This window comes from Mycolicibacterium phocaicum (genome assembly GCF_010731115.1).
Lineage (GTDB): Bacteria > Actinomycetota > Actinomycetes > Mycobacteriales > Mycobacteriaceae > Mycobacterium > Mycobacterium phocaicum.
Genome location: NZ_AP022616.1, coordinates 384,311 through 407,939 on the forward strand (window position 1 = coordinate 384,311; position 23,629 = coordinate 407,939).

Here is a 23,629-nt window from a genome sequence, read left to right on the forward strand (position 1 = left end):
ACCCAGGTATGGTGTGAGGATGCGCACCGACCCGTGGTCCGACGACGCCTGCCCGATAGCCCGCACGATGGCGGTGCTGGGGCAGCGGTGGGCCATCCTGATCGTCCGCGAGGCATTGCTGGGGCGGTCCCGGTTCTCCGAATTCCGCGAGCAGCTCGGGGTGGCCTCCGATGTACTCAGCGCGCGGCTGGCCGAGTTGGTGGCCGCCGGCATCCTGGAGGTCGAGGATTATCGGGAGCCCGGCGAGCGCACGCGCAGTCGCTACGTGCTCACCGACGCCGGACATGATCTGGTGACAGTGCTCGCCGCGATGGGGCAGTGGGGTCGCAAACACCGGGTCACCAACAAGCGCAGCGGCTACCGGTTCATCGAGAAATCCACCGGCGAGCATGCACTGGTGGTCTTCCGTCGGCACGACGGCATCGCTGTACCTACCCGTGACGTGACACTCATCGACTCGCTCAACTCCGAATGAAGTCCAGCAGATCGCGATTCAGCTGCTGCTGATAGTCGCCGTGAATACCGTGGGGGGCGCCCGGATACACCCGTAGGGTGCCGTACCGCACCAGCTCGATCGATTTCGACGCCGCATCGTGGATCGGGACGATCTGATCGTCGTCGCCGTGGGCGATCAGGATCGGCGCTTCGAGGGCCCGCAGATCCGCGGTCAGGTCGGTTTCCGAGAACGCCTTGACGCAGTCGTACGCCGATGCGAGTCCCGCCTGCATGCCTTGGAGCCAGAAATGGTCGATCAGTCCCTGGGAGACGGTGGCACCGTCTCGGTTGAAACCGTAGAACGCCACCGCGAGTTCCCGCCAGTACCCGGATCGGTTGTCCAGTACGCGGGCCCGGATGTCGTCGAACACCGACAGTGGTGTGCCTTCGGGGTTTTCTGCTGATGCCACCATCACCGGTGGCACCGCGCCGACCGTGATCACCTTGCGCACCCGACCGGCGCCGTGGCGTGCCGCGTACCGCACCACCTCGCCACCTCCGGTGGAATGCCCCACAACGACGACGTCGGACAATCGGAGTCCGTTGATCAGCGCCGCCAGGTCTGCGGCGTAGGTGTCCATATCGTTGCCAGACCACGTCTGCTCGGACCGGCCGTGCCCCCGACGGTCGTGGGCGATGGCACGGAAACCGTTGTCGGCGAGGAGTTTCAGCTCCACATCCCACGCGTCGGCGCTGAGCGGCCAGCCATGACTGAAGACCACCGCCGGCCCGGCTCCCCAGTCCTTGTAGTACAGCTGCGCCCCGTCGGAGCCCTCGATGAATGGCATGGGTGCCAGTCTGGCCTCAGCTGTCAGACGCGGCCATCAGTCAAACGACCATCGCGACACGCGGGCCCTCGTCCGCATACCCCTAGTCAATTGACGGATACCGGGGAGCCGGGCCGAGAACGCAGGCTGGTGACAACGACGACAGCAGGGAGACACCACATGACGGAAGCCTCCACCGCGGTGGGCGCTGCGCACGCCGCCAACCTGGACATCGAGGTCGACGGTGAACGGTTCGCCTACCGGCGCTTCGGTGGTCCTTCGGCCACGGTGCCGCCACTGGTGCTGCTTCAGCATTTTCGCGGCAATCTCGATTACTGGGACCCAGCATTCCTGGACGTGCTCGCGGCCGACCGTGAGGTGATCACCGTCGACCTGCGCGGCGTCGGAGGCTCCACTGGCACCACACCCGACAACATCGCGGACATGGCGCGCGACGCCCTCCGGTTCATCGACGCGCTCGGCCTGAAATCCGTTGATCTGCTCGGTTTTTCGCTCGGCGGTCACATTGCCCAGGAGATCGCGCTGGTGCGTCCGCGATTGCCGCGCCGGCTGGTGCTCGCCGGCACGGCGCCGCAGGGTGCTCCCGATCTGCACAGGTGGTCCGAGGACGTCTACGCCTACGCCTGTGCCGACGAGATCACCGCCGAAGGATTCATCGCGCTCTTCTTTTCCGGCTCCGAGAAGAGCGTCCAACGCGGTTGGGAGTACCTGGCGCGCACCCACGCTCGAGACACCGACCGTGACGCCGAAACCACTCTGGCCTGTCGTGACGCGCAGTACCAGGCGCTGATGACTTGGGGCATACCGGAATCGTCGAAGCTGGAACGGCTTTCGGCCATCACGCAACCGACGCTTGTCGCCAACGGCGACAACGACACCATGATGTCGACCAAGAACAGTTACTTGTTGGCCGAGAGGATCCGTGGCGCCCAACTTCGCGTCTATCCCGATGCAGACCACGGATTCCTCGACCAGTATCCGGTCGAGTTCGGCCAGCACGTCCGCCAATTCCTCGGCCGCTAAGGAGAATTCATGACCGACCTGCTCACCTCTGTGCTGAATGCCTACGGCGGCGTCGACCGCTGGCGCGAACTGTCATCGGTCACCGCGCGCAAACGGTTCGGCGGCGCCATCTGGGACATCAAGGCCGTACCCGGCATCGTCGACGACGGTGAGATCACGGTTTGGATCAAAGACCAACGCACCTCGCTGTCGCCTTTCACCGCGCCCGATTTGAAGACCGCCTACACGCCGCAACGGGTCGGTATCGAGACAACAGCCGGGGACATCGTCGAGATGCTCGACGATCCCAGAGCGTCGTTCGCCGGGCATACTCTCGAAACACCTTGGAGCACATTGCAATTGGCGTACTTCACCGGGTACGCCATGTGGACCTACACGGCCGAGCCGTTCAATCTCACCTTTCCCGGTGTGCGTACCGCAGAGGGCGAATCCTGGACCGAGGACGGCCAGCAATGGCGCACCCTGCACGTCGACTACCCCGACACGATCGCCACCCACAGTCCCCACCAGATCCTGTACATCGATTCCGACGGACTGATTCGACGTCGCGACTACCAGGTCGACATTGCCGGGGGATCCCCGGGCGCTCACTACGTTTCGGATTTCGATGAGATTGGCGGTCTGGTCATCCCACGCACCCGGATGATCTACGTCCGCGACGCCGACAACCACCCGATACCGGAGCAACTCGTGGTGTCCATCGAACTGACCGATGTCACCGTCAACTGAAGGGAATGCCCATGACATATTTGTCCGATCAAGCTGAGGATCGCTTCGTCGGGGGCCCTGACGGCGAACGTTTCCACTACCGCCGATTCGGGAGGACCGGCGGAGTCCCGTTGGTGCTGTGCATGCGCCTGCGCGGCACGGTCGACCACTGGGATCCACAACTGCTCGACGCGCTGGCCGCCGAACGCGAGGTGATCGTCTTCGACAATCGTGGGACCAGCCTCTCCAGCGGCGACGCGCCGACCACCATCGACGGCCTTGCCGACGGTGCCATCGCGTTCATCCGGGCGCTCGGACTGACCCAGGTCGACGTGCTCGGCTGGTCGCTGGGCGGCATTGTCGCCCAAGGTATTGCATTGCGTGCGCCGGAACTGGTGCGTCGACTGGTTGTCGCGGGTAGCACGCCGGCAGGCGTGCCGGACCAGCCGGCCCCGGGGCCCCGGGTCGGGGAGATTCTCGGCCACCCCGTCAACGACGATGAGGACTACCTGTACCTGTTCTTCCCGGAAACCGATCAGGGTCGTGCCGCCGGACTGGCTTCATTGCGGCGCTTGGACACTCGGTTGGTGCAGTCCCAGGCCGCGGTGCAGGGGGACACCTATCGGGCACAGTTGGGTGCCATCGCCGCATTCGGTGGTTACTACCGGCGGCTGGCGGAGCTGAAGCTGCCGGTGCTGGTCGTCAACGGTGCCCATGACGTGATGATCAATTCCTATGCGACCTACGCGATGTCGCAGCAACTGCCGGATGCCAAGGTGGTGCTCTACAGCGACGCCGGCCACGGATTCCTGTTCCAGCACATCGCGGATTTCGCGCACGACGTCAACCGGTTCCTGGGATGAGCGCCATGAGAGCTGTCAGCCAGGACGAACTCGGCGGGCCCGAGGTGCTACACGTGGTCGAGATCGACCGTCCTACACCAGGAATTGGGCAGATTCTGGTCCGGGTGCACGCCGCCGGTGTGAACCCGGTTGACGGGATGAACCGTCAGAGCGGGGTACTCGTCGGGGCGACACCGTTCGTCCTGGGCTGGGATGTGTCCGGCACTGTCGAAGCCGTGGGTTTCGGCGTCACCCTCTACCGGCCCGGTGACGAGGTGTTCGGCCTGTTGCCATTCCCTCTGGGGCACGGCGCCTATGCCGACTATGTCGTCGCTCCGACTCGGGTGTTCGTGCCGAAACCGGCGAACCTCGACCATGTTCAGGCCGCCGCGTTGCCGCTGGCCGGGTTGACGGCCTACCAGGCACTGGTGGACACCGCCGGCATCGGCGACGGCACCCGGGTGCTGATCACCGCCCCGGCCGGCGGGGTGGGACATCTGGCGGTGCAGATCGCCAAGGCATTCGGCGCGTATGTCATCGGACTGGCGTCACCCGATAACGTCGAGATAGTGACCGGCCTCGGCGCCGACGAGGTGATCGACTACACCACAACCGATTTCGCGACGGTGCTCAGCGATGTGGATGTGGTGTTCGACCTCGTTGGTAACGACTATCAGAGCAAGGCGCTGCAGGTGCTCAAACCCGGCGGCACGCTGGTCTCGTCGCTGCCGCAGTCTCTGCCGGAGGTCGTCGCCGACGCTGTCGCGCGAGGTATCCGGCCGGCCGGACTGTTCGTCGAGGCCGACCGGCTGGGCATGACTGCGCTGGCAGAGCTTGCCGGCCGCGGGGCGCTGGTCCCGACGATCGCGGCCACCTTCCCGCTGGAACAGGTCGGGCAGGCGCAGTCCTACCGCGTCAGGACCGGCAAGGTGGTGTTGACCCTGTGATGGCGAACGAAGCTGGAACCGACGTCGTGGAGAGCACGGCGATCGAAGCCGATCTGCTCGTCATCGGTTTCGGTAAGGGTGGCAAGACGCTGGCCGGTGACGTTGGCCGGACAGGCCAACGGGTGGTCCTGGTCGAGCAGGCGGCGCAGATGTTCGGCGGCACCTGCATCAACACCGGTTGCGTGCCGACGAAGTCGATGGTCCATCAGGGCGAGAAGAACGCCGCGACAAACCTCCCGGGTGAACTGGCTTATGCCGCAGCGGTTGCCGCAACGGAGCGGTTGACCGCGGGGCTTCGTGCGGCCAACCTCGCTGCACTGGAAAGTATTCCGTCGGTCACGGTGCTGATCGGCACCGCCATGTTCGTAGATGCCAACACGGTGCAGGTCAGTTGTGATGCAGGTGCCGTGACGGTGAGCGCTCGTCAGATCGTCATCGGAACCGGGGCGCGCGCCGGCACCGCGGAAATACCCGGCCTGGCTGCTTGTCCGGTGGCCGTCACCAACGTCGAGCTGTTGCATCAGGCGGCTCGCCCGGAACGCCTCGTCGTTCTCGGTGGTGGATTCATCGGCCTCGAATTCGCGTCGATGTATGCCGCGTTCGGCTGCTCGGTCACGGTCCTCGAGAGGAATCCGGCAGTGCTCGCAAGCGAGGAGCCTGAGATCGCGGACATGGCGCGTTCACTGCTGGCCGCGCGCGGCGTAGATATCCAAACCGGCGCCGATGTCGTCGACGTGCAGACGATCCTCCGTCCCGGAGCCGCGCCGATGGCTCGTGTTCGGTACCTGAGCGATGGACGACCGGTCAGTGTCGACGCAGACTCTGTTCTCGTCGCGCTCGGGCGCATCCCGAACACGGCTGCATTGCGCCTCGACCGGGCGGGAGTCAAGACGACCGACAGGGGTGCAGTCGTCGTCGACGACTACCGTCGCACCACCGTGCCGCACATCTTCGCCGTCGGAGATGTCACCGGCGGACCCCAATTCACCTATCTCTCACTCGATGACTACCGCATCGTCGCCGACCAGCTATCCGGGGTCGATGAACCTCGGCGGGCGTCGCAGCGAACGGCAGTACCTACGTGTCTCTTCCTCACCCCGCCGCTGGCCCGGGTGGGATTGACCGAGTCGCAGGCGCGCAGTGCGGGTCACGACGTCCTCGTCGCCGCAAGTCCGGTCGCAAATCTCGCAACCGTGGCCCGTGCACGTATCGTCGAACAGACCGAAGGAATGATGAAGGTCGTCGTCGAAGCCACCACCGGCAAGATTCTCGGCGCCACACTGTGGTGTCATGACGCCCACGAAGTGATCAACATCGTCGCACTGGCGATGCGGCACGGTATCACCGCGCGTGCACTGCGCGACGAGATCTACACGCACCCTTCGATGTCGGAGTGCTTCAACCAGCTACTGGGACTATTGGCCTGAGCGCATTGCCCGGTGCGGGCGGTGCCCGCGCAACCACGCGAGGCACCGCCGCTACCGACTACCCGGCGTCGGTCATCGTCAGGACCACCCGAAAGCGCGCTTCATTGCGCATCATCCGGTCGTAACCGGCGGCCGCATCCCGCAGCGGCATCGGTTCAACCCACGGCCGAATGCCATGCAGGGCAGCGAATTCCAGGGTGTCTTCGGTATCCGCTGCGGTACCGGCAGGATGCCCATGAATGGTGCCTGAGGCGTTGATCAGTTGTAGCGGAGTGATGTCGAGTGGTTCGGCGAGCACGGCAAGCGTGAGTACCTCACCGTGTGGCGCGAGGCCGTCGCCCGCAACGCTGATCGCGGTCCGATTGGTGGCCGTCGCCGCCACCACCCGCGCGCCACCGAGCTTGCGCAGTTCGGCGGCCACGTCGGCGGCGGTCGAATCGATGTAATGGTGAGCGCCCAATTGATAAGCCATATCGGCCTTTCCGGCGCCGCGTGCGATGGCCACGGTCCGGAATCCCATGCGTGCGGCGAACTGCACGCCCAGGTGACCCAGTCCGCCGATGCCCAAGACGGCGACCACGTCGCCTGGGCGTGCACCACTGTGGCGCAGCGAATTGAACATCGTCACTCCGGCGCACGCGAGTGGTGCGGCTTCGACGGCGGTGAGGGCGTCGGGGATCCGTGCCAGTCCGGACTGGTGCACGAGCAGCATCTCGGCATAGCCGCCCGGAAACCCGGCCCCGGTCACCTTCGAGCGCGTGCAGTGCACAAAATCACCGCGGCGACAGCGGGAACAGCTCCCGCAGTAATACCCGAACCAGCCGACCGCGACGCGGTCGCCGATCTGCCAGTCGAGCACTCCGGGCCCGACCGCCACGATGTGACCGGCGACCTCATGACCGGGCGTCACCGGAAAAACCGTGCCGGGCAGGTGGCCCGCGGCGATCTGAGAGTCCGAATGGCACACGCCGCAGGCTTCGACGCGGACCAACACCTCGCCGTCGCCGGGTTCGTGCACCGGCCGGTCCGTGAGTGTGATTGCACCACCGGGTTCGGTGACCTCGACGCTGCGGTATGTGGCGACCATGAATGTGACTCCTTTTGCGACAGAAACGGATCAGGCGGGGGTGGCGACGTCGAGCACCACGCGGAACCGGGCGCGGCCGGACATCATCCGGTCATACGCACGGGGTGCTTCGGTGAAAGGCATGGGCTCCACGAGCGGCGCGATCTGGTGCGTGAGGCTGAACGCCAGGTTGTCTTCGTTGTCGATCGCAGAACCGGTCAGACTGCCGAGGATGCTGCGGCCCCCGAAGATCAGGTCGGATGTGTGAACAGGCAGCGGCTCGGGGGATGCCCCGACAACGACCAAACGTCCGCGGGGCCGCAGTCCGGCGACCAACCCTGCCATCGACGGTCCGCTCGACGCCGTCGCGATGACGGCGGCGGCACCGCCGAGTGCGTTGAGCGCCGATGCGACATGTTCGGTTGAGCTGTCGATGAAATGGTCGGCGCCCAATGTCTTTGCCAGCTCCTCCTTCCCGGTGCCGCGTGCGACGGCGACGACCTGGAATCCCATCTTCTTTGCGTACTGGATGCCGAGATGGCCGAGCCCGCCGATGCCTTGGATCGCCACCAAGCTGTTCAGCGGTGGCCCAGCGGCGCGTATCGCGTTGAACACCGTGACACCCGCGCAGAGCAGCGGGGCTGCGGTGAGCGCGTCGAAACCGTCTGGGACACGGACCAATCCGGTGGACCGGGCGTACATGATCTCGGCATAGCCGCCGTCTGTGGTGGTACCCGGCTGTGGTTGATCACTGCAGTTGACGAAGTCTCCGCGGCGGCAGAAGTCGCACTGCCCGCACTGCCCGCCGAGAAACCCCACTCCGACGCGGTCACCGGCCTGCCAGCGTGGATCGACGCCGGTGCCGACAGCGTCGATGATGCCGATCACCTCATGTCCCGGCACCACAGGTTCCTGCGGGTCGGTTCGCTGCCCCTCCACGGCGAGCACGTCGCTGTGGCACACCCCGCAGGCCAACACGCGGATGCGGACCTGCCCATGGTCCGGCTCCCGAAGTTCCCGTTCCACGAGGGTGAATTGCCGCTGTCCGGTCACCTGATACGCCCGATATGCCGTCACCACATCAGGACATCAACCCGGACCGAATCGCGGTATCCGCACGGTGACCGTCGTTTGGCGTGCGGCGGGCGTGACGGTCTTCCAAGTGATCTGGCCAGGTTGGCAAGGGTTGTCGGCCGCGGCCGGCAGTCAGATTACTTATGCCGCGTTTCGCGATGCACGGAGAGAATCACCGGCATGAACGAATTGTCGAGCGCCGAATTGGCATTGGCCGCGATTCTCCCGGTGCTGGCCGCCGCCGTCGGCGAGAGTGTGCGATTGCCGACGCCCTGCCCGGGATTCGATGTGGCCGCGCTGGCGGATCATCTGGCGGGAACTGTGACAATGGTGGGCGAGGCGGCCGGAGCGCAGGTTTTCGTCACGCAGAACGCGGGCATCGGGACACGCATCTCGCAGACCACGAATTCGGTGATCGACGCCTGGCGCGCTCGGGGCACGGAAGGCGACGCGATGTTCGCCGGCAGGGTCATGCCCGCGCACCTGGCGTTGGGAGTGCTGTCGGTCGAGTTGGTGGTGCACGGTTGGGACTTCGCGCAGGCACTGGCACGCCCGCTGGCTGTCGCCGCCGCACACGCCGACTTCGTCCTCTCGCTTGCACAGCGCATCATCACCCCGGACAGTCGGCGTACTGCGGGGTTCGACCCTCAGGTACCGGTAACCACTGATGCCGAGGCTCTTGATCGCTTGGTCGCTTTTACCGGGCGTCATCCGCGACAACACGTTGCGTGACTCCAGAAGGCGCAGTAATTGGTTTGCAAGTTGATGCATAACCATGCAGAATCGGTTCATGACTTCTGTGGCGGTGGCCGGCGCCAGTGGGTATGCCGGCGGCGAGATTCTGCGGCTTCTACTGGGCCACCCGGCCTACGCCGACGGTCGCCTCACCATCGGTGCGCTGACTGCCGCGGGCAATGCCGGCACCACGGTCGGTGACCATCACCCGCACCTGCTGCCCATCGCGCAGCAGGTGCTGCAGCCCACCGAGGTCGACGTTCTCGCCGGGCACGACGTCGTGTTTCTGGGTCTGCCGCACGGACATTCGGCCGCGCTCGCGCAGCAACTGGGCCCCGACACCCTGATCGTCGACTGCGGAGCCGACTTCCGGCTCACCGACGCCGCCGCGTGGGAGAAGTTCTACGGCTCCGAGCACGCCGGCAGCTGGCCCTACGGCCTGCCCGAGCTGCCCGGCGGCCGCGACAAGCTCGTCGGCACCAAACGCATTGCGGTACCGGGCTGCTACCCGACCTCGGCGTTGCTGGCGCTGGTGCCGGCCGTCGCTGCCGGCCTCGTCGAGCCCAACGTCACCGTGGTGGCGGTCAGCGGCACCTCGGGCGCCGGAAAGTCGGGCAAGGTCGATCTGTCGGCCGCCGAGGTCATCGGCTCGGCCCGGGCCTACAACGTCGGCGGCGCGCACCGGCACACTCCGGAGATCGCGCAGGGCCTGCGGGCTGTCACCGACAAGGACGTGACCGTGTCGTTCACCCCGGTGCTGATCCCGACGTCCCGCGGCATCCTTGCAACCTGCACCGCGCGCACCACGGCGTCCGTCGAAGACATTCGGGACGCCTACGAAAAGGCTTACGCCAGTGAGCCGTTCATCCACCTGCTGCCGGAAGGGCAGCTGCCCAAGACCGGTTCGGTCGTCGGCAGCAACGCCGCGCAGATCGCCATCGCGGTCGACGAGGATGCCAAGACCCTCGTCGCCCTGTGCGCCATCGACAACCTGACCAAGGGCACCGGCGGGGCGGCAGTACAGTCCATGAACATCGCGCTCGGCTGGCCGGAAACCGAAGGACTATCCACCGTGGGAGTAGCACCGTGACCGACACCCCGTCCCTGCACCGCAACCAGGGCGTCACCGCGCCGGAAGGTTTCCGGGCAGCCGGAATCGCCGCCGGCATCAAGGCTTCCGGGAAACCCGACCTGGCCCTGGTGTTCAATGAGGGCCCCGACCTGTCGGCCGCCGGGGTGTTCACCCGCAACAAGGTGCGGGCCGCTCCGGTGCAGTGGAGCGAGCAGGTACTCAAGAGCGGTCGGTTGCGGACCGTGATCCTGAATTCCGGTGGCGCCAACGCCTGTACCGGTCCGGGTGGTTTTCAGGACACCCATCAGACCGCCGAGGCCGTCGCCGCCGCGTTGAGCGACTGGGGCACCGAAACCGGGGCGATCGAAGTCGCGGTGTGTTCGACGGGGTTGATCGGCGACCGACTCCCGATGGACAAGGTGCTCGCCGGTGTCACCGAGATCGTGCACGAGATGGCCGGTGGGCTGTCCGGCGGCGACGAGGCCGCGCGGGCCATCATGACCACCGACACCGTGCCGAAACAGGTTGCGCTGCATCACCCGGGCAAGTGGACCGTCGGTGCCATGGCCAAGGGCGCCGGGATGATGGCGCCGTCGCTGGCGACCATGCTGGTGGTCATCACCACCGACGCCGTCGCGGACGCCGAGGCTCTCCAACTGGCGCTGAAGAACGCCGCCGGGAAGACCTTCGACCGGCTCGACATCGACGGCAGCTGCTCCACGAACGACACCGTGCTGCTGCTGTCGTCCGGCGCCAGCGAAATCCGGCCCAGCCAAAGTGAATTGGACGAGGCCGTCCTCGCCGTCTGTGACGACCTGTGCGCGCAACTGCAGGCCGACGCCGAAGGTGTCACCAAGCGCATCGCGATCACCGTCAAGGGCGCAGCCACCGAAGATGACGCCCTCGTGGGCGCCCGGGCGCTCGCGCGCGACAGCCTCGTGAAGACCGCGCTGTTCGGGTCCGACCCCAACTGGGGCCGGGTCCTGGCCGCCATCGGCATCGCGCCCATCGAACTCGTGGCCGACCGGATCAGTGTGTCGTTCAACGGATCCGCCGTGTGCATCGACGGCGCCGGTGCACCGGGTGCCCGCGACGTCGACCTGTCCGGCAAGGACATCGACGTCATCGTCGATCTGCAGATCGGCGAGCACGAGGCGACCATCCGGACCACCGACCTGTCGCACGCCTACGTCGAAGAGAACTCGGCGTACAGCTCATGAATACAGATGGACTCACCGCCGGGCCACTTTCTACCAAGGTCAAGGCCGCGGTCCTCGCCGAGGCCCTGCCGTGGCTCAAGCAACTGCACGGCAAGATCGTCGTGGTCAAATACGGTGGCAACGCCATGACCGACGACACCCTCAAGGCGGCCTTCGCCGCCGACATGGCGTTCCTGCGGAACTGTGGCATCCAGCCGGTGGTCGTGCACGGCGGCGGCCCGCAGATCAGCGCGATGCTGAAACGCCTTGGTATCGAAGGCGATTTCAAGGGTGGCTTCCGGGTCACGACGCCCGAGGTCCTCGAGATCGCGCGGATGGTGCTGTTCGGCCAGGTCGGTCGCGAACTGGTCGGGCTGATCAATGCCCACGGCCCGTACGCGGTCGGCATCACGGGCGAGGACGCGCACCTGTTCACCGCGGTGCGGCGCAACGTCACGGTCGACGGGGTGCCCACCGACATCGGCCTGGTCGGCGACGTCGAGCACGTCAACGCCGACGCCATTCTGGATCTCATTGCTGCAGGCCGGATTCCGGTGGTGTCCACCATCGCTCCCGACGCGGACGGCGTGGTGCACAACATCAACGCCGACACCGCCGCGGCCGCAGTGGCCGAAGCGCTCGGCGCCGAGAAGCTGCTGATGCTCACCGATGTCGAGGGTCTTTATACCGACTGGCCGGACCGCAACTCGCTGGTCACCGAAATCGACACTGCTGCACTGGCGCAGCTGTTGCCGAAGCTCGAATCCGGCATGGTGCCCAAGATCGAGGCGTGCCTGCGGGCGGTGCAGAACGGCGTCCCGAGCGCGCACGTCATCGACGGCCGTGTCGAACACTGCGTCCTGGTCGAGTTGTTCACCGACGAGGGCACCGGAACCAAGGTGGTTGCACCCGCATGAGCGAAACCGAAGCACTGCAAGCCCGTTGGCAGGCGGTGATGACGAACAACTACGGCACGCCGCCCGTCGCTCTCGTCAGCGGCGACGGTGCCGTGGTCACCGACGCCGACGGCAAGAGCTACGTCGACTTCCTGGCCGGCATCGCGGTCAACGTGCTGGGCCACCGGCACCCCGCGGTGATCGAGGCCGTCACCACCCAGCTGAACACGCTGGGGCACACCTCGAATCTGTACGTCACAGAACCGGGGGTCGCACTGGCCGAAGCCCTCGTCGCGCAGTTGGGTGCCCCGGCCCGGGTGTTCTTCTGCAACTCCGGCGCCGAAGCCAACGAAGCCGCGTTCAAGATCACGAGGCTCACCGGACGTACCAAAATCGTTGCGGCGCAAGGAGCCTTCCATGGCCGCACCATGGGGTCGCTGGCGCTGACGGGCCAGCCCGGCAAGCAGGAGCCGTTCCTGCCGCTGCCCGGTGATGTCACGCACGTGCCGTACGGCGACGCTGAGGCCCTCGCAGCCGCCGTCACCGACGCGACCGCCGCGGTGTTCCTCGAACCGATCATGGGCGAGGGCGGCGTCGTCACCCCGCCCGCCGGCTACCTGGCCAAGGCGCGCGAGCTCACCACGAAACACGGTGCGCTACTGGTGCTCGACGAGGTGCAGACCGGCATCGGCCGGACCGGCGCCTTCTATGCCCACCAGCACGACGGCATCACGCCCGACGTCGTCACGCTGGCCAAGGGCCTCGGCGGCGGCCTGCCCATCGGCGCCTGCATCGCCATCGGTCCGGCAGCCGATCTACTGCAGCCGGGCATGCACGGCAGCACCTTCGGCGGTAACCCGGTGTGCACCGCCGCGGGCCTGGCGGTCGTCAAGACCCTCGCCGACGACGACCTGGTGCACCGGGCAGACGCCGCAGGCAAGACACTGGCGCACGGCATCGAGGCGCTGGGCCACCCGCTGGTCGACCACGTCCGGGGCCGCGGGCTCCTGCTCGGTGTCGTGCTGACCGCGCCGCAGGCCAAGGCCGTCGAAAACGCCGCGCGCACAGCCGCGACGACTGGATCATGCGCGCCAGTTCCGACCGGATCCGTTGAACGCCTTGAACGACTCGCGAGCAGGTCCTGCAAGCGCGTGTTGCTGATGCTGCTGACCAGGACTGGGCCTGGTTGAGCAGGTCCACGATGTCCTGGCCGACCGCGGTCCGGTCGACACCGATGGTGGCGCCGTTCTTCAGCATGTTCTTCGAGGTCGGCCGGCGGCACCAGATCGATGTACTGCTCACCGATCGCAGACACGCTCTGACCGTGGCCGTGACATTGTCCGGCACCGGGCTGTCGGTGTTCAGCCGCATCTGAGCCGTTACGCCGGTGTCGGTCAGACCGACGTTCATGACCCGGCCGATCGTCACGCCCCGATAGGTGACGTTGGCGTTCTGGCAGATGCCGCCGCCGACGACGAACTTGGCGTCCACGTTGTAGGCCCCAGGCCGACTGCTGCGGCAGGTGCAGGTAGGACGTCGTGATCAGGGCGAGGCAGATGACGGTGACGACACCGAAGATCGCCAGCTGGAAACGCGCAAGACGGGTCAACAACATTACGGCTTCACCCCTCCATGTTGCGTCGCTGTGCCGGGCGGAACCTTGAACGGATCAGCGGCCTGTCCGGACAGGTTGGCCAGTGCGCCCAACAGGAAGTCCGGCGGGTTGATCACTTCGTCCAGGTGCCTCATGTTCGGGTCGAGACCCCCCGAGGTCGCAAAGAAGGTCTCACCGAGGCGGCGCAGCGTCAGGTCGAACGTCACGTACACGTTCAGGTAGTCACCGCGCACCGCGTTCTTGAAGTACTGTTGGAGAACGGGAACGTCGCCAGCAGATCCTGGTCGTGGATGAAGTCGTCGGCGTTGTCGTTGAGCGCTTTGATGACCGGAAAGAGGTCCCGAAGTCGGCCGCGAAGTCATCCTTGGTCGCGGCCATGACCTGGCACCGACGACCGCGAGCTTCCGCAGCGCGGTAAACGCATCCACGATGTTCTTGCGGTTGTCGTTGAGGACTCTGATCGCCCCGGCAGGGTGTCGAGCGTGCGGCCCAGGCCGTCCTTGCTCTGGCCAGGATCGAGGCGAAGCGGTTCAGCCCATCCATGGCCCCGATGATGTCGGTGGTCTGCTTTGTCCAGGGACTGGGTGAGCTCGGCCAGTGGGATGAAGTCGACGAACTGCCCGGCCCGCGACGGCGGCATAGGCCTCATCGGTGATGTCCTGCAGCGCACCGAGATTGCCTTTGTTCACCACCAGGCCCAGCGACGACAACACCTCTTCGGTGGTCGGGTACCGGCGGTGTGGGCCAGCGGAATCTCTGAGCCCTGCTTGAGCCATTCCTTGCGGCGCTTCCTCGACGGGTTCCGACAGCTGCACGTGCTGCGAGCCCAGCAGCGAGGTCTGGAGACCTTCGCCCGCGCGTTCGCCGGCAGCTTCACATCGCCGTTGATCGACAGTTTCACCGCGGCATAGAACGTGCCGTCAGGACGCTGGACCGCGTCCAGGCCCGACACGCTGCCGACGGTGACGTCGTTGACCATCACCGGCGAGTTCTGCGGCAACGTCGCGACGTCGGGCAACTGCACCGTGATGGTGTAGGAGCCGGCGCTGCCCTGGGTACCGGCATGTCCAGCGAGTTCAGGCCACCGAACTGGCAACCGGCGAGCACCACGGCACTCGACCCGATTGCCAGGACCTTCACAACCGCCCTCATCAGTTGCCACCTCCAGCTTCAGCGGGCAGCGGAGCACCCACGGGCGCGGCGGGCGCCGGGCGGGGCCGGCAGCGGACCCGAACCAGCGGCGCCGGGCCCGGTCCCACCGGCGGCGTGGCCGGCGAAATCTGGCCCGGGACGGCCGGCGGCGGCAGGATCAGGTCGCTGAGCGTCCCGTCCGGCTGGACCTTCGGCGGGATGACGCCGGGTGCGGCATTCCACTGCAGGTACGGCACCGGAGTCTGCGCCTTGGCCTCGGTCTGCGGGTGTCGTAGATGATTTTTGTTGTACGCCGTGATGCTGTTGATCGGGTGGAACAGCACCGGCGGGTAGTTCATCGCGATCCGGCGCAGCACGGGAGCCATGCGCGCTGACCGTCCGCGCGCTTGTAGTTGTCCGGCGAGGCCTGACGTCGAAGTTGCCGCCGCACAGGAACTGCACCGGGTTCGCGAAGTTCGGCAGTGACAGCAGACCGTCCAGGGAACCCTGCGCCGGGTTGTAGATGTTGTAGAAGTTGGCCAGACCGTTCGGTGTGATATGCAGAACCTGCTCGATGTTGTCGCTGTTGTCGGTCAGCATCTGCGTGAACTCGGCCAGCTTGCCGACCTGATCGATCAGGGCCGTGTTGTTGTCTTTCAGCAGGCCCTTGACGTCGACCAGGGCCTGGTTCAGAGCGCCGAGGGTCTGGTCCAATCCGGCCGAGCTCTCGGCCAGCACCTGAGAGACAGAAGCCACGTGGTCGGTGAACTGCACGATCTGCTCGTTGCTGTTCGACAGCGCGTTGACCAAGATTTGCAGGTTCTTGATGGTGCCGAACAAGTCGCCACGCGAATCACCAAGGCGCCCAGCGGTTTGCGACAGTTCGCGCAAGGCACTGCGGAACGAGTCGCCGTTGCCGTCCAGGGTGTCGGCGGCCTGGTTAATGAAGGCGAGCGGCCCTGGCGCACCGTCCTGCGGACCGAGCTGCGCGCTGAGCTGGGTCAGCTGCTTCTTCACGTCGTCCCACTCGACCGGGACACCGGTCTCAGCGGCACCTCGGCGCCGTCGGCCAGCACCGCGCCACCGCTGTAGGCCGGGGTGAACTGCACGAACCGAGCGGCCACCAGGTTCGGCGAGATGATGATCGCCCGGGCATCGACTGGGATTCACGCCGTCCTGCACCGTGATGCTGACCTTGACCGAATTCGGCTGCGGCTCAACCGAATCGATGGTGCCCACCGGCACCCCGAGCACCCGCACATCGTCACCGGCGTACAGGCCGACGGCGGCGTTGGTGAAGTAGGCGACCACCTTGGCCGCCCGCGGCGGCATAGCAGGTGGCACCGCCGGCGACGAGCGCCACCAGTGCGACCACTAGGGCGATAATCGCGCCGCGCGACTTCAGGTTCTTCATCATGGCGACTTCGGCCTCACGACGATCCGTTCAGGTGACGATCTCGGTGGCCGGTTGCGTGCCGGCCGGTCCCGCAACGACCAGGTGGCCACGCTGTTCCGCATGTGGCTGCGCGACGCCAGACGTGGCGGCCGCGCTGGCCGGCCAGGCCGAGGCGCACCCGACGGCGATCATGCCCGGCAAGACGCACCTGCAGTCGGCGCAGCCCGTGCTGTTGGCCCACCACCTGCTCGCGCACGCGCACCCGCTGCTGCGCGACGCCGACCGGCTGCTGGATCTGGACAAGCGGGCGGCGGTGTCGCCTTACGGATCCGGTGCGCTCGCCGGTAGCTCGCTGGGCCTGAACCCCGATGCCATCGCCGCGGATCTGGGATTCCATGCGGCTGCGGACAATTCGATCGACGCCACGTCCGCGCGCGACTTCGCCGCCGAGGCGGCGTTCGTCTTCGCGATGATCGCAGTGGATCTGTCCCGGCTGTCGGAGGACATCATCCTCTGGAGCACAACGGAATTCGGCTACGTCAAGCTGCACGACTCCTGGTCGACCGGCAGCTCGATCATGCCGCAGAAGAAGAATCCCGACATCGCCGAACTGGCGCGCGGCAAGTCCGGCCGCCTCATCGGCAACCTCGCCGGTCTGCTGGCGACGCTCAAGGCACAGCCGCTGGCCTACAACCGGGATCTGCAGGAGGACAAGGAGCCGGTCTTCGACTCCGTCGCACAGCTCGAGCTGCTGCTGCCCGCGATGGCCGGACTGGTCGGCACCTTGACGTTCGACACCGACCGCATGGCGGCGCTTGCGCCGCTCGGCTACACGCTGGCCACCGACATCGCGGAATGGATGGTGCGCCAAGGTATTCCGTTCCGCATCGCGCACGAGGCGGCCGGCGCGGCGGTCAAGGCCGCCGAGGCCAGGGGAGTCGGGCTGGAAGAACTCGCGGCCGACGAGCTCGCGGGTATCCACCCGGGCCTGACCGCCGAGGTGCGGGACGTGCTGACCATCGCCGGTTCGGTCGACTCCCGTGATGCCCGCGGTGGCACGTCGCCGGCCCGGGTCGCCGAGCAGCTCACCATCGTTCGGGATCGGGCGGCGCACCTGCGGTCGCAGCTGGGGTAGGCGCCGGTGGACGTCGAGGCAGTGGTGCTGCGAGCCCAACTGCTTGGCGACGTCGGCCAGTGGCAAGCCGCCGCGGACCTGCTGTCGTCCGCCCTTGCCGAGCACCCACACGATGGACAGCTGCTCGAGGCATTCGCCGTTGCGGCCTACAACGTCGGAGATCCGGACCGTGCGCGCGCCGCGGCAGAGGCGGCGATGGCGCAACGCGGCACGTCGCTGTTGGCGTTGCAGGTCCTGGCGCGCGTCAGTCTCTCGGTGAACCGCGCCGCGGACGCGGTCCGATATGCCCGTCGGGCTGCGGGCGCGCACCCCCATGACGCCGACGCGCACATGCTCCTGGCGACCTGCCTGTCGCAGGTGCCGGATCGGCGTGCCGCGATGGCGGCCCTGGATCGAGCGTTGGAACTCGAATCCCATGACGCTGAGCTGTTTTTGGCCGCGGCACGCGTGGCCCGCCGGTGCGGCGACGACCGTGCTGCACAATTCATCTCCACCGGATTGGAACTCGATCCGTCCAATGCCGATCTGCAAACCGAGGCCGCCTCGGCTCGGACTTTCGCCGGTGAGCGCGTGGCGGGTCTGTCCGCGGTTCTGGTCGACGAACCGACCCACGACGCGGCACGACACACTCTCGCGCAGACCGTGTGGGGCACCATCGCTCGGCTTGCCAGTGGCGTGTGGATCTATACGTTGGCGGTGGTCCTCTTCTCCGCGTGGGTGCCGCCGTCGGCGTTGCGGCATCTGGCGCCGGTGCTGATGGCGCCGCTGCTGGTGCACTGGATTCGCACCTTCTTCCGGGTGCGCAAGCAGCTTCCGCGCGGCTACCTGGCCCGGCGGCTGCGGCGCAGCCCGATTGCGTTGGCCGGCATCGGATTGGCCGCATTGGCCGCAATCATCGCGACCATGGCACCTGTGCTGATCATCGTCGGCTGGAGCCCGAACGGGGTACGCCTCGGGTATGACGCACTGATCGTCGCGTGTCTGCTGGCTGGGCTCGCGCACATCATGGTGACCAGCGGGCGCCTTCGCAGCGACCGCGACGTGAGTCTGGGCGACCATCTCGCCGAACAATCGGGTTACTGGTTGGTGTGGCTGCTGGGCTTGGGGCTGCCGGTCGGCCTGGGATGGGCGTGCTACCGATTGGCAGCGCAGCCCGGCGCGCTGTGGTTCGCGCTGATGGTGCTGCCGATCGTGTTCGGGGTCCGCTGCGTGGAGTACGTCGTGGCCCTGGCCGGCCGGGGCCTGCGGTGGTCGGGGTATGTCGTGGCGGCGCTCTTCCTCGCCGGTTGTGTAGGGCTCGTGCTGTGGTGCGGCCACCGGGCGGCGAGCGCCGATTTCAAGTATCGGCCGGGCCCGTTGTCACCCGGCAACATTCAGGTGCCGACGTTCAGCCCATTGCCGCCCATCCCGATCTTCACGGTGCCGATACCACCAAGTCGCTGAAGCGACACCGCGGATCACCCGGGCGCCGGCTACCGGCCTGAACCTGTCCGCGGCCGTAGGCTCATGCGGTGCCAGTTCGCAGCCGCGCCGCGGTCTACGCCAGACGTCGTAAACGTCGGATGGCGAAGGTCGACCACGACCTGACGACGCAGCAGTGGGCTGTCCTGCAAGAGATTTGGGGTGGCTGCGCCTACTGCGGCGCGGACGACGCCGACTTGCAGAAGGACTGCGTGCAACCCATCTCCCGCGGCGGGCGGTACACGCTCGACAACGTGGTACCCGCGTGCCGGTCCTGCAATGCGAGCAAATGCAATGCCGAGGTCACCGGCTGGTTGCGCCGAAAGAAGTTGGACGAGGGCAGGTTTCTGCTCCGGAAGGCCACCATCGCCAGGGAACTGGCGCAATATGCAGACTCCTGACGCCGCCCGACGCATACGCTGAGCCGATGGCCGCTACGCAGACGCCCGAAGTGCGCCTGGCGGAGCTCGTTGCCTCGCTGTCGCTGGCCACGGATCTCGGTCTGGGGCAGCCACAGGAGCATGTGTTGCGCCAGACTGTCATCGCGACGCGCCTGGCCGCCGCGGCGGGCATGGCGCCCGCGCATCAGGCCGCGGCCTTCTACGTGTCGCTACTGGCCTGGATGGGATGCGTTGCCGACTCCCACGAGCTGGCGCACTGGTTCGGCGACGACCTCCGGATGCGGGCCGACAGCTACCACGTGGACAAGGCCGGACCTGGCATGGCGCGGTTTCTGCTGGGACACCTCGCGCAAGGGCAGCCGGCGTTGCAGCGCATCACCATGGTCGGCCGCTTCCTGGCCAGGGGGGTAACCGAGATGCCCAAACTGTTTGTCAGCCACTGTCAGACGGCCAGCGACATCGCGGACCGCCTGGACCTGCCGCCCGAGGTGCGCGCCGCACTGCTCGACGCCTTCGAGCGCTGGGACGGCAAGGGTGTGCCGGGGCGGGCCCGGGGCGCGCAGATTCAGCCGGTGATGCGGGTCGTCCACATTGCCGACGACGCCGAGGTGCACCACCGCACCGGCGGCGTCGACGGCGCGCTGGAGATGCTGCGCAGCCGCCGGGGGAGCGAGTTCGACCCCGAGCTGGTGGACGTGTGCGGTGCCAGATCCGACGAGATCTTCGGGGGACTCGACACCGTCGACGCCTGGGGCGCGGTGATCGGGGGCTGCGCGTCGCTCGATCGCACCATCCCCGACGCCGAATTGACCGGGGTGCTGCAGGTCTTCGCCGACTACGCCGACCTGAAATCACCCTGGTTCCTGGGCTATTCACGCCGCGTCGCCGAGCTCACCGCAGCGGCGGCCCGGGCGGCCGGACTGCGTGACGACGACGTCGCCCTCGCCGAACGCGCGGCGTTGGTACACCGGATCGGGGCCATCGGTGTCTCGACGGGCATCTGGAACAAGCCGGGTCCCTTGACCATTGCCGAACGCGAGCGCGTTCGCACCGTCCCGTATCTCACCGAACGGGTGCTGTGCCGGCAGCCGCGGCTGTGCGAGATCGGCGCGGTCGCCGCGGCCTGCCACGAGCGCATGGACGGCAGCGGGTACCCACGCGGGCTCACCGGCACCGCGATCCCCGCGCCGGCCCGGCTCCTGGCCGCCGCGGCGGTCTACCAGGCACTCGGCGAGGATCGCCCGCACCGGACCGCGTTGGCACTCGCCGACCGCGCCGAGGCCCTGCGCGCGGAGGTCACCGCGGGGCGGCTCGACGGCGCCGCCGTCGGAGCGGTGCTGACCGCCGCGGGCTGCCGGCCCAGCCGCCGGACCCCACTCGTCGCCGGTCTGACCGGCCGCGAACTCGAAGTCCTCGAGCAGCTGGTCCGTGGTTCATCGAATCGGCAGATCGCCCAACACCTTTCGATCACGCCACGCACCGTCGGCACCCACATCGAACACATCTACACCAAGATCGGGGTGTCGACGCGCGGTGCCGCCGCGATGTTCGCCATGCGCCACGGATTGGTCAGCGCCGCCGAATAGATCGGGTGTTCACCCGATGTGCCGAGGCGCCGGCGGGCCGTAGAACCGATACATGAGCAACGACATCGGCGCGGGATGGGCTGTGGCGGGCGCCTTTCTGGAGGCTTTCGCCGGCCAGGACTTCGCCGCGCTCGCCGAATGCCTTGATCCCGACGTACATTTCCGCGCCCTGATCCCTCCCGGCCTCGTCGACGTGACCGGTGCCGACGACACCGTCGGGCGCTTCCGGCACTGGTTCGGCGCCGACACGTTCGAACTGGTCGATGCTTCCGTCGGCCGCGTGGGCGACCGCGTCGCGCTGAGCTGGCGGGTTCGCACCGCGCCACCGGGTGACCCGACCGCCGTCAAGATCGTCGAGCAGCGCATGTTCGCCGCCGCCGACGACCGCATCCATTCAATCGACCTGCTGTGCTCAGGATTTCAGCCCGAACAGAAGGAGAACCGCTCATGAGCTCGAAAGTGGCGATCAGCCTCACCACCGGTCTGGAGGACGCCGAGAAGGTCACCATCGCCCTGCTCATGGCCGTCGGCGCGGCCGAACAGGGACACCCGACGATGATGTTCCTGGCCAAGGAAGCCGTGCGCCTCGCCCAACCGGGGTTCGCGCTCGGCGTCGCATGCGACGGCTGCCCACCACTGCCGGACCTGATGGCCCGCTACGAAGCCGCCGGCGGCAAGTTCCTCATCTGCCCGATCTGTTTCAATGCCAAAGCCCTTGACGCCGAACACATCGTGGCCAACGCCGACCTCGGCGGCACCATCCCGCTGTGGCAGTGGATCGGCGACGAGCCGGCCACCACGTTCAGCTACTGACGTCCTCGGACAACTCCATCCAGCGATCCTCGAGTTCGGTCACTTCACCTTCGAGCTCGCGCAGCGAGCCCGTGAGGCGTTGCAGCCCTTCGTAATCGCCCTGGTCATGCTCAGCCAGACGCTGGTGTGCCGTGTCGATCTGGCCCGCAAGTTTCTCCAGTCGACGCTCGATGGCGGTGAGTTCCTTCTGTGCCGCGCGCAGCTCTGCACCTGACAGTCCCTCAGTCGCGACCACAGCCGGTTTGGCTGCGGCGGTACCGGTTTGGGCCGCGTGCGTCGCCCGCAGGCGCAGGTACTCGTCGACCCCGCCGGGCAGGTGGCGCAACCGGCCGCCGAGGATGCCGAACTGCTGATCGGTGACGCGCTCCAGGAAGTACCGGTCGTGGCTGACGACGATCAGCGTGCCGGGCCAGGAGTCCAGCAGGTCCTCCATAGCCGCCAGCATGTCGGTGTCCAGGTCGTTGGTCGGCTCGTCGAGGATCAGCACGTTGGGCTGTTCCAGCAGGATCAGGAGCAACTGCAGCCGGCGCTGCTGCCCACCGGACAGATCCTGCACCGGGGTGGACAGCTGGGCACTGGCGAAGCCGAGGCGTTCCAGTAGCTGGCTCGGGCTGAGTTCCTGTGCCTTGGAACCGGATCCGAACGTGTAGGTGGTGGCCAGCCGGCTCAGCACCACCCGCACGGGCTCATCGAGATGCTCGGCGAGCTTCTCCACACCCTGGGTGAGCGTGGCGATCTGCACTGTCTTGCCGTGCTTGACCCGGCCGCCGGTCGGCTCGACCGACCCGTCGATCAACCCGAGCAGCGTCGACTTGCCGGCGCCGTTGACGCCGAGGATTCCGGTGCGTTCGCCCGGCGCGATCCGCCACTCGACGTCCTGCAGCACCTGCCGCTCGCCGTAGGTCACCGACGCGTCGAGAATGTCGACAACCTGCTTGCCGAGGCGCGTCACGGCCAGCGACTGCAGTGCCACCTTGTCGCGGATCTCCGGCACGTCGGCGATCAGCGCGTTGGCGGCGTCGATCCGGAACTTCGGCTTCGACGTCCGCGCCGGCGCACCGCGGCGCAGCCAGGCGAGTTCTTTGCGGGCCAGGTTCTGGCGCCGGGCCTCAGAAGCCGCCGCCTGCCGGTCGCGCTCCACCCGTTGCAGGATGTACGCCGCATAGCCGCCCTCGAACGGTTCGACGATGCGGTCGTGCACCTCCCAGGTGGCGGTACACACCTCGTCGAGGAACCACCGGTCGTGGGTGACGACGAGCAAGCCGCCCGCATTGGCGGCCCAGCGCTTCTTCAGATGCGCGGCCAGCCAGGTGATCGCCTCGACATCGAGGTGGTTGGTGGGCTCGTCGAGGATCAGGACGTCGTGGTCACCGGCGAGCAGCCGGGCCAGGGCCACACGGCGACGCTGCCCACCGGACAGGGTGCCGATCACGGCATTCCAGTCGAGGTCGCCGAGCAGCCCGGCGATGACGTCGCGGCCCCGGGGGTCGCCGGCCCATTCATGCTCGGGGACGTCGCCGACGACGGCGTGCCCGACGGTGTCGGTGTGGTCGAGCGTGTCGGCCTGGTCGAGCATCCCGATCCGGACGCCACCGCGTACCGTCACCCGCCCGGAGTCGGGCTTCAGCCGGCCGCCCAGCATTGCCAGCAAACTGGATTTGCCATCGCCGTTACGGCCGACGATGCCGATCCGGTCGCCCTCCTCGATCCCGACCGTCAGCGAATCGAAAACCACGCGGGTCGGAAATTCAAGATGCAGGGCTTCGGCCCCAAGTAGATGCGCCATCAGGCGCAGATTCTAGGCGTCGGCCGCGGGTGC

The 23,629-nt window shown here is 67.1% G+C and carries 21 protein-coding genes and 4 pseudogenes; 18 read left to right on the plus strand and 7 right to left on the minus strand.

From position 1 onward, the window contains the following. Nucleotides 1-19 precede the first annotated feature (19 nt). Nucleotides 20-475, plus strand: coding sequence for a winged helix-turn-helix transcriptional regulator (locus G6N46_RS01835; protein WP_064857967.1), 456 nt, complete (start codon nucleotides 20-22; stop codon nucleotides 473-475). Here the strand turns inward: G6N46_RS01835 and G6N46_RS01840 are convergent. Then, nucleotides 462-1,283: an alpha/beta fold hydrolase gene (locus G6N46_RS01840; RefSeq protein ID WP_064857966.1), complete on the minus strand. Its 822-nt coding sequence runs from the start codon at nucleotides 1,281-1,283 to the stop codon at nucleotides 462-464. The two genes, G6N46_RS01835 and G6N46_RS01840, sit on opposite strands and share 14 nt — an antisense overlap. Before the next feature lie 159 nt (nucleotides 1,284-1,442). Here G6N46_RS01840 and G6N46_RS01845 point away from each other — a divergent pair, with 159 nt between their 5' ends. The 5 genes from G6N46_RS01845 to G6N46_RS01865 are packed head-to-tail and all read left to right on the plus strand — an operon-like array spanning nucleotide 1,443 to nucleotide 6,230. Next, nucleotides 1,443-2,306, plus strand: coding sequence for an alpha/beta fold hydrolase (locus G6N46_RS01845; protein WP_064857965.1), 864 nt, complete (start codon nucleotides 1,443-1,445; stop codon nucleotides 2,304-2,306). Nucleotides 2,307-2,315: 9 nt separating this feature from the next. Next, on the plus strand, nucleotides 2,316-3,035 hold the full coding sequence (locus G6N46_RS01850; protein ID WP_138249681.1) for a hypothetical protein: 720 nt from the start codon (nucleotides 2,316-2,318) through the stop codon (nucleotides 3,033-3,035). Between the two features lie 11 nt (nucleotides 3,036-3,046). Further along, the gene (locus G6N46_RS01855; RefSeq protein WP_064857982.1) at nucleotides 3,047-3,877 is read left to right on the plus strand and encodes an alpha/beta fold hydrolase; all 831 of its coding nucleotides are present in this window, start codon (nucleotides 3,047-3,049) and stop codon (nucleotides 3,875-3,877) included. Nucleotides 3,878-3,882: 5 nt separating this feature from the next. Continuing rightward, nucleotides 3,883-4,803, plus strand: a complete 921-nt coding sequence (locus tag G6N46_RS01860; protein WP_064857981.1) for an NADP-dependent oxidoreductase — start codon at nucleotides 3,883-3,885, stop codon at nucleotides 4,801-4,803. Continuing rightward, nucleotides 4,803-6,230 carry a dihydrolipoyl dehydrogenase family protein gene (locus tag G6N46_RS01865; RefSeq protein WP_138249680.1) on the plus strand — a complete coding sequence of 476 codons (1,428 nt, stop codon included), beginning with the start codon at nucleotides 4,803-4,805 and terminating at the stop codon, nucleotides 6,228-6,230. Before G6N46_RS01860 ends, G6N46_RS01865 begins: the two co-directional genes overlap by 1 nt. Before the next feature lie 58 nt (nucleotides 6,231-6,288). On the opposite strand, the gene G6N46_RS01870 is transcribed toward G6N46_RS01865, so the two are convergent. Both G6N46_RS01870 and G6N46_RS01875 read right to left on the minus strand, forming a co-directional pair. Next, entirely contained in the window at nucleotides 6,289-7,317 is a 1,029-nt protein-coding gene (locus tag G6N46_RS01870; RefSeq protein ID WP_064857962.1) for an alcohol dehydrogenase, read from the minus strand. Nucleotides 7,318-7,347: 30 nt separating this feature from the next. After that, on the minus strand, nucleotides 7,348-8,376 hold the full coding sequence (locus tag G6N46_RS01875; RefSeq protein WP_064857961.1) for a zinc-binding dehydrogenase: 1,029 nt from the start codon (nucleotides 8,374-8,376) through the stop codon (nucleotides 7,348-7,350). Between the two features lie 174 nt (nucleotides 8,377-8,550). Here G6N46_RS01875 and G6N46_RS01880 point away from each other — a divergent pair, with 174 nt between their 5' ends. Genes G6N46_RS01880 through G6N46_RS28505 form a run of 6 tightly spaced genes read left to right on the plus strand, consistent with a single transcriptional unit; the run spans nucleotide 8,551 to nucleotide 13,647 of the window. Next, on the plus strand, nucleotides 8,551-9,102 hold the full coding sequence (locus G6N46_RS01880) for a TIGR03086 family metal-binding protein (RefSeq protein ID WP_138249679.1): 552 nt from the start codon (nucleotides 8,551-8,553) through the stop codon (nucleotides 9,100-9,102). Nucleotides 9,103-9,160: 58 nt separating this feature from the next. After that, nucleotides 9,161-10,195: an N-acetyl-gamma-glutamyl-phosphate reductase gene (argC, locus tag G6N46_RS01885; protein ID WP_138249678.1), complete on the plus strand. Its 1,035-nt coding sequence runs from the start codon at nucleotides 9,161-9,163 to the stop codon at nucleotides 10,193-10,195. Then, nucleotides 10,192-11,397 (plus strand): bifunctional glutamate N-acetyltransferase/amino-acid acetyltransferase ArgJ, encoded by a 1,206-nt coding sequence (gene argJ / locus G6N46_RS01890; protein WP_174814009.1) that lies wholly within the window; start codon nucleotides 10,192-10,194, stop codon nucleotides 11,395-11,397. Before argC ends, argJ begins: the two co-directional genes overlap by 4 nt. Further along, nucleotides 11,394-12,293: an acetylglutamate kinase gene (gene argB / locus G6N46_RS01895; RefSeq protein ID WP_138249677.1), complete on the plus strand. Its 900-nt coding sequence runs from the start codon at nucleotides 11,394-11,396 to the stop codon at nucleotides 12,291-12,293. The genes argJ and argB overlap by 4 nt, the downstream gene beginning before the upstream one ends. Continuing rightward, entirely contained in the window at nucleotides 12,290-13,462 is a 1,173-nt protein-coding gene (locus G6N46_RS01900) for an acetylornithine transaminase (protein WP_235688618.1), read from the plus strand. The genes argB and G6N46_RS01900 overlap by 4 nt, the downstream gene beginning before the upstream one ends. A gap of 11 nt (nucleotides 13,463-13,473) precedes the next feature. Beyond that, nucleotides 13,474-13,647 (plus strand): hypothetical protein, encoded by a 174-nt coding sequence (locus tag G6N46_RS28505; protein WP_235688619.1) that lies wholly within the window; start codon nucleotides 13,474-13,476, stop codon nucleotides 13,645-13,647. A gap of 2 nt (nucleotides 13,648-13,649) precedes the next feature. Here G6N46_RS28505 and G6N46_RS28510 read toward each other — a convergent pair. The 3 pseudogenes from G6N46_RS28510 to G6N46_RS01915 form a co-directional block, all read right to left on the minus strand. Continuing rightward, a pseudogene (locus G6N46_RS28510) lies at nucleotides 13,650-13,763 on the minus strand (MlaD family protein); the annotation flags it as partial. Between the two features lie 123 nt (nucleotides 13,764-13,886). Next, a pseudogene (locus G6N46_RS01910) lies at nucleotides 13,887-15,039 on the minus strand (MCE family protein). Then, nucleotides 15,039-16,435 (minus strand): annotated as a pseudogene (locus G6N46_RS01915) (MCE family protein). The pseudogenes G6N46_RS01910 and G6N46_RS01915 overlap by 1 nt, the downstream one beginning before the upstream one ends. Before the next feature lie 24 nt (nucleotides 16,436-16,459). Between G6N46_RS01915 and argH the strand changes: the two are divergent. The 6 genes and pseudogenes from argH to G6N46_RS01945 form a co-directional block, all read left to right on the plus strand. Then, nucleotides 16,460-17,549 (plus strand): annotated as a pseudogene (gene argH, locus G6N46_RS01920) (argininosuccinate lyase); the annotation flags it as partial. A 6-nt stretch (nucleotides 17,550-17,555) separates the two neighbouring features. Beyond that, the gene (locus G6N46_RS01925) at nucleotides 17,556-18,992 is read left to right on the plus strand and encodes a tetratricopeptide repeat protein (RefSeq protein ID WP_138249671.1); all 1,437 of its coding nucleotides are present in this window, start codon (nucleotides 17,556-17,558) and stop codon (nucleotides 18,990-18,992) included. Between the two features lie 119 nt (nucleotides 18,993-19,111). Further along, nucleotides 19,112-19,411 (plus strand): HNH endonuclease, encoded by a 300-nt coding sequence (locus G6N46_RS01930; protein ID WP_061007324.1) that lies wholly within the window; start codon nucleotides 19,112-19,114, stop codon nucleotides 19,409-19,411. Between the two features lie 26 nt (nucleotides 19,412-19,437). Then, nucleotides 19,438-20,997: an HD domain-containing phosphohydrolase gene (locus G6N46_RS01935; protein ID WP_163692538.1), complete on the plus strand. Its 1,560-nt coding sequence runs from the start codon at nucleotides 19,438-19,440 to the stop codon at nucleotides 20,995-20,997. Between the two features lie 52 nt (nucleotides 20,998-21,049). Then, a complete protein-coding gene (locus G6N46_RS01940; protein ID WP_138249666.1) occupies nucleotides 21,050-21,448 on the plus strand; it encodes a nuclear transport factor 2 family protein in 399 nt (132 codons plus the stop codon). Beyond that, entirely contained in the window at nucleotides 21,445-21,810 is a 366-nt protein-coding gene (locus G6N46_RS01945; RefSeq protein WP_138249665.1) for a DsrE family protein, read from the plus strand. Before G6N46_RS01940 ends, G6N46_RS01945 begins: the two co-directional genes overlap by 4 nt. On the opposite strand, the gene G6N46_RS01950 is transcribed toward G6N46_RS01945, so the two are convergent. Continuing rightward, nucleotides 21,800-23,596, minus strand: a complete 1,797-nt coding sequence (locus G6N46_RS01950; protein WP_138249664.1) for an ABC-F family ATP-binding cassette domain-containing protein — start codon at nucleotides 23,594-23,596, stop codon at nucleotides 21,800-21,802. The genes G6N46_RS01945 and G6N46_RS01950 overlap by 11 nt on opposite strands. Nucleotides 23,597-23,629: the final 33 nt, after the last annotated feature.

What these genes read in the sequence shown, in the direction of transcription:
- G6N46_RS01835 (WP_064857967.1), top strand. Translation starts at nt 20, where the DNA reads ATGCGCACCGACCCGTGGTCCGACGACGCCTGCCCGATAGCCCGCACG.
- G6N46_RS01840 (WP_064857966.1), bottom strand. Translation starts at nt 1,283, where the DNA reads ATGCCATTCATCGAGGGCTCCGACGGGGCGCAGCTGTACTACAAGGAC.
- G6N46_RS01845 (WP_064857965.1), top strand. Translation starts at nt 1,443, where the DNA reads ATGACGGAAGCCTCCACCGCGGTGGGCGCTGCGCACGCCGCCAACCTG.
- G6N46_RS01850 (WP_138249681.1), top strand. Translation starts at nt 2,316, where the DNA reads ATGACCGACCTGCTCACCTCTGTGCTGAATGCCTACGGCGGCGTCGAC.
- G6N46_RS01855 (WP_064857982.1), top strand. Translation starts at nt 3,047, where the DNA reads ATGACATATTTGTCCGATCAAGCTGAGGATCGCTTCGTCGGGGGCCCT.
- G6N46_RS01860 (WP_064857981.1), top strand. Translation starts at nt 3,883, where the DNA reads ATGAGAGCTGTCAGCCAGGACGAACTCGGCGGGCCCGAGGTGCTACAC.
- G6N46_RS01865 (WP_138249680.1), top strand. Translation starts at nt 4,803, where the DNA reads ATGGCGAACGAAGCTGGAACCGACGTCGTGGAGAGCACGGCGATCGAA.
- G6N46_RS01870 (WP_064857962.1), bottom strand. Translation starts at nt 7,317, where the DNA reads ATGGTCGCCACATACCGCAGCGTCGAGGTCACCGAACCCGGTGGTGCA.
- G6N46_RS01880 (WP_138249679.1), top strand. Translation starts at nt 8,551, where the DNA reads ATGAACGAATTGTCGAGCGCCGAATTGGCATTGGCCGCGATTCTCCCG.
- argC (WP_138249678.1), top strand. Translation starts at nt 9,161, where the DNA reads ATGACTTCTGTGGCGGTGGCCGGCGCCAGTGGGTATGCCGGCGGCGAG.
- argB (WP_138249677.1), top strand. Translation starts at nt 11,394, where the DNA reads ATGAATACAGATGGACTCACCGCCGGGCCACTTTCTACCAAGGTCAAG.
- G6N46_RS01900 (WP_235688618.1), top strand. Translation starts at nt 12,290, where the DNA reads ATGAGCGAAACCGAAGCACTGCAAGCCCGTTGGCAGGCGGTGATGACG.
- G6N46_RS28505 (WP_235688619.1), top strand. Translation starts at nt 13,474, where the DNA reads ATGTCCTGGCCGACCGCGGTCCGGTCGACACCGATGGTGGCGCCGTTC.
- G6N46_RS01930 (WP_061007324.1), top strand. Translation starts at nt 19,112, where the DNA reads ATGGCGAAGGTCGACCACGACCTGACGACGCAGCAGTGGGCTGTCCTG.
- G6N46_RS01935 (WP_163692538.1), top strand. Translation starts at nt 19,438, where the DNA reads ATGGCCGCTACGCAGACGCCCGAAGTGCGCCTGGCGGAGCTCGTTGCC.
- G6N46_RS01940 (WP_138249666.1), top strand. Translation starts at nt 21,050, where the DNA reads ATGAGCAACGACATCGGCGCGGGATGGGCTGTGGCGGGCGCCTTTCTG.
- G6N46_RS01945 (WP_138249665.1), top strand. Translation starts at nt 21,445, where the DNA reads ATGAGCTCGAAAGTGGCGATCAGCCTCACCACCGGTCTGGAGGACGCC.
- G6N46_RS01950 (WP_138249664.1), bottom strand. Translation starts at nt 23,596, where the DNA reads ATGGCGCATCTACTTGGGGCCGAAGCCCTGCATCTTGAATTTCCGACC.